Origin of the sequence: Paraclostridium bifermentans, assembly GCF_964259345.1 — a bacterium.
GTDB lineage: Bacteria > Bacillota > Clostridia > Peptostreptococcales > Peptostreptococcaceae > Paraclostridium > Paraclostridium bifermentans_B.
On the sequence record NZ_CAXVJR010000018.1, the window covers coordinates 1 to 5,110 of the forward strand.

Sequence of the window (5,110 nt, forward strand, 5' to 3'; positions counted from 1 at the left end):
TAATTAACCTACTGTTTAATTTTCAAAGTTCATTTTGTGTTTTTCGTTTCGTCCGTTTCTTAAGGACAAGTAATACTTTATCACCTAATTAAACTATCGTCAACAGTTTTTTTTATTTTTTTTAATTATTTTTCATTTTTACTTTAATAAAAAAAGTAATCAACAAGTTATCAACATTTTTATCCACATTATCTACAGCTTTAAAGTTTGTTATTCACTTATATCAATAGCACTTATCCACATTATCCACCAGGATAACCCCTATACTAACAATACCTTCGTATTTTTTCATTTTTTTATAATAAATATTCATATAAAGAAAAAAAGTATGTAAATCTTATTAAGATTTACATACTTTTTTCTTTATATATATATTATTTAGCTATTTCTAGTTCATCTTTCATATATTCTTCATGTAAATATATCTTCTTTCCTTTTAAACTTTTCTGAACATCTATTATTCTTTGATTAGATGATCCTCTAAATTTAAAACTTATATCTTTTTTAGCTTCTATGAATTTTCCATCCACTAAAACATCTATACTTCTAAGTAGATTTAAATTATTAAAATAAGAAGGATTTTTCTTATCTAAAAGTTCTTCAAAGGTATATCCAGTATATGCCCATACATCTAATTTATTTTCCTTAGAAGCTTTGGCTATATCTAAAAGAGCCTCACTCTGCATAAATGGTTCTCCTCCAGATAATGTAATTCCTCTATGAAGTTTTAAGTTACAGATTTCTTTAACTATTTTATCAGTGTTTTCCAAGTAACCTCCACATAAATCATGTGTTTGTGGATTATGGCATCCTTTACATTGATGGATACAACCTTGTGTCCATATTACAGCTCTTAACCCCGGACCATCTACTATACTATCCATAGTAATAGGAGAAGCTAATCTTATCTTCATGTAAATCACCCCATTAAAATATTAATTATGCTTTACTCTATCTCTTACTTCAGCTTTTTTAGCATTATTAAATCTATCTACAGTCCCTACCAAATATCCTGTTATTCTTCTAATTCTTTCAAATCCTATTTCTCCATCTAGTTCATTTCTACCACAAGCGGGGCATATATTCCCTTGAATAATACCAGAATAACCACATACTGGATCTCTATCTACAGGATGATTTATACTACCATAACCTATGCCCATCTCTTTCATAGCTCTTATTATAGTTTCAAAAGCTTCTAAATTATTAGATGGACTTCCATCCAATTCTATATAAGTTATATGACCAGCATTTGTGAGTTCATGGTATGGAGCTTCTATTTTTATCTTATCAAACGAACTTAACTTGTAATATACAGGTACATGGAATGAATTAGTATAGTATTCTCTATCAGTTACACCTTCTATATCCCCATAATGTTTTCTATCTATAGATGTAAACCTTCCAGATAACCCTTCTGCTGGAGTTGCTATTAATGAAAAGTTTAATCCATACTCTTCACTAGCTTGCTCCATCCTATTTCTCATATGAGTTATTATTTCTATACCCATATTTTGAGCTTCTTTACTTTCTCCATGGTGCTTACCTATAAGAGCAATTAAGCATTCTGCCAATCCTATAAATCCTACTGTTAATGTCCCTTGTTTTATTACTTCTCTTAATGTATCATTAGCACCTAAGTTCTCAGATCCTTTCCATACATTTTGCCCCATTAAGAAAGGAAAGTTTTTAACCTTTTTATTACCTTGAATCTCAAACCTTTCAAGTAATTGATCTATTACTAAATCTATCTTTTCATCTAATTCTTTGTAAAATCCATCTATATCTGTAGCTTGTCCATTTACTAGTCCATGTTTTATTCCTAGCCTAGGTAGATTGATTGTCGTAAATGATAAATTTCCTCTTCCACTTACTATATCTTCACCACATACATTACCTACCACTCTTGTTCTGCATCCCATATATGTAGCTTCCGTCTCTGGTCTTCCTTCTACATAATATTTAGCATTAAATGGCGCATCAATAAAACTAAAATTAGGAAATAATCTTTTTGCAGATACTCTACAAGCTAATTTAAATAAATCGTAATTCGGATCTTCTTTATTTAAACTTATTCCCTCTTTTACCTTAAATATCAATATAGGGAATATAGGTGTTTCTCCATTTCCTAACCCCTTTTCTGCAGATAGTAATAAATTTTTAGTAATCATTCTACCTTCTTCAGATGTATCTGTACCAAAGTTTACACTTGAAAAAGGAACTTGAGCTCCAGCTCTTGAATGCATTGTATTTAAATTGTGTATAAATGCTTCCATTGCTTGATAAGTATTTCTATTTGTTTCTTTATAAGCTTCTTTCCATGCAAATTTCTGAACTTTACTTGCTATTTCAAGATCGATTTTGAATATATTAGCTAATTCCTTATTTTCTAACTCTACATAAGCATCTTCTAATTTTAAACTAGCTTTACTATTTGTTGATTTTTCTACATAAGATATTATTTCTTTAACTTCATCTAATACCTCTATATCTTCATAAAGATTTAATGCTTTAGATATATTACTTGCATATAATTTCTTAAATGTTTTATACACACCTTCAGCTAAACTATAATCAAAGAAAGGTATACTTTGTCCCCCATGTTGATCATTTTGATTACTTTGTATCGCTATAGCTGATAAAGCTGCATAGCTGATAATATCATTAGGTTCTCTTAAATATCCATGCCCTGTAGAAAAACCACCTTTAAATAATTTTTTTAAATCTATTTGACAACATGTTAATGTTCCCATATTTAAAAAATCCATATCATGAATATGTATATCTCCATTATCATGTGCAAAAGCATGTTCTGGTTTTAGTATATGAGTCTTGCAAAATTCTTTAGAGACTGTACTTCCATATTGAAGCATAGTACCCATAGCTGTGTTTCCATCTATATTTGCATTTTCTCTTTTTATATCTGCTTCTCCTGCATCTGAAAAAGTTATTTGTTCTATTGACTTCATAAGTCTAGATTTAGAATCTCTTATTCTATTACGTTCCGTTCTATAAACAATGTACTCTTCACTAGTCTTTGCATGTCCTTTTTCTATAAGTACTTTTACAACAGCATCTTGTATATCTTCTACCCCTGGTGTTTTATCTATATATTTTAAATTTAATAATTTTATTACATCTTGTGTCAATAATTCTGCTAAGTGATAATCCGCTGTAGTATTTTCTCTTTTTGCAACTTTACTAGCGGCTAAAAATATAGCTCTAGTTATTCTGTCAGAATTAAAAGGTATTAATCTTCCATCTCTTTTCCTTACTATTTCAATCACAATAAAATCCCCCTCTATCACAATATATTGTATTTACAAATAGACATACCCACTATATATAGTATTCCCGGATGAAAAAAATCCCCTTTAACAAAGTCAAAGGGAAGTCTTTAATTTCTCTACTATATAAGATTAGCAAATTTACTCATAATCGTCAAATCTGCTGTAAGCATTGAAACAGCTATCTACATTTTTTGAACGTTAGTATTTGTAATAACTTCAAACTTTTTTAATTTTTTTAGAATTTTTAGTAATCTTTCTATATATATTATCTTCTATATATTTATATATTTTCCTTTATTATTGTAAATTAATATATAATATAATTATATATTTTTTCAAGGAGGTATTTTTAATGTTATCGAAAAGATTGAGTAATATAACACCGTCTTATACTATTGGTATAAGTTCCAAAGTTAGAAGTTTAAAAGCTGAAGGAAAATCTATAATAGATCTAAGTATCGGAGAGCCAGATTCATTTGTTCCAGATCAAGCTAAAAAATATGGCATAGATTCACTTAATGAAAATTTAACTAACTATGATGTAGTTCCTGGATTAAAAGTTCTTAGAGAGGAAATATGCAATAAACTTAAAATAGAAAATAACTGTACCTACGATATAGATAATATAGTTGTATCTAGTGGTGCTAAAAATGCTATAACAAATACTTTATTAGCTATATTAAATCCAGGTGATGATGTACTTGTTCCTAAGCCTTATTGGGTTAGCTATCCTGAAATGATTAAGTTAGTTAATGCTAATCCTGTATTTATTGATACAAATAAAGAAAATGATTTTAAACTTACAAAAGATATACTAGAAAAATACATAACACCTAACACTAAAATGTTATTTTTAAATAACCCTTCTAATCCAACAGGGGCTGTATATACAAAAAGTGAATTACTAGAAATAGCAAATGTATGTCTAGAAAACAATATATATATATTAGCAGATGAGATTTATGAAAGAATTTGCTATAATGATGAATTTACTTCTATTGCTTCTCTGGGTGAGGATATAAAAGATATAACTATAACTATTAACGGTTTTTCAAAATCATTCGCAATGACTGGTCTTAGAATTGGATATACTGCTAGTAATAAAACAATAGCAAAAGCAATATCTACTATACAAGGTCATTTAGTATCTCATCCTTCACTTACTGCACAATATATAGCATATGGGGCTTTAAAAGATTGTACTGATTATATTTCTACTATAAATAATATTTATAAAAATCGTAGAAACTTAGTTGTTGATATGCTTGATAAATCATCTAAGTTAGGATATGTAACTCCTAATGGAGCCTTTTATATCTTTATAGATTTATCTAAAATAAAAAAATCATTTAATTACAATGATAGTTTCTCTATCGAATTTTGTAATAAGTTACTAGATGATTATCAAGTTGCCGCTGTTCCTGGAATAGCATTTGGTATGGATGATTATATAAGAATTTCTTACGCTTGCAGTGAAAGTAACTTTACAGAAGGTCTAAATAGAATAATTAAATTAACTGAATCTTTATAGATTATAATAAAAAATTTTTATTTTTAACTAATATGCGATTATAAAAATTTACTTAGCTTTCCTTTGCTATTTTTTAAAATATATATTCTTTAAATATAATTTATTTAATAAAAATATCTCTTGCTAATTTTAGCAAGAGATATTTTGTTTCACGTAAAACTATATATAAAATATCTAATTTTATATGTAGTTACAATATAATTTTTATTACAAAATAAAAAAGATTACGCGGCTACGTCCTACTCTCCCAGGCAGCTTCCCACCAAGTACCATCGGCGCTAAAGAGCTT

General features: G+C 28.1%; 3 protein-coding genes. 1 reads left to right on the plus strand and 2 read right to left on the minus strand.

Annotated elements, in window-relative coordinates; genetic code table 11:
• Nucleotides 1-374: 374 nt before the first annotated feature.
• Both nrdG and ACEXNK_RS17415 read right to left on the minus strand, forming a co-directional pair.
• A complete protein-coding gene (gene nrdG, locus ACEXNK_RS17410; RefSeq protein WP_373601469.1) occupies nucleotides 375-914 on the minus strand; it encodes an anaerobic ribonucleoside-triphosphate reductase activating protein in 540 nt (179 codons plus the stop codon).
• Nucleotides 915-935: 21 nt separating this feature from the next.
• On the minus strand, nucleotides 936-3,287 hold the full coding sequence (locus tag ACEXNK_RS17415; protein ID WP_373601470.1) for an anaerobic ribonucleoside triphosphate reductase: 2,352 nt from the start codon (nucleotides 3,285-3,287) through the stop codon (nucleotides 936-938).
• Nucleotides 3,288-3,642: 355 nt separating this feature from the next.
• Between ACEXNK_RS17415 and ACEXNK_RS17420 the strand changes: the two genes are divergently transcribed.
• A complete protein-coding gene (locus tag ACEXNK_RS17420) occupies nucleotides 3,643-4,821 on the plus strand; it encodes a pyridoxal phosphate-dependent aminotransferase (protein WP_373601471.1) in 1,179 nt (392 codons plus the stop codon).
• Nucleotides 4,822-5,110: the final 289 nt, after the last annotated feature.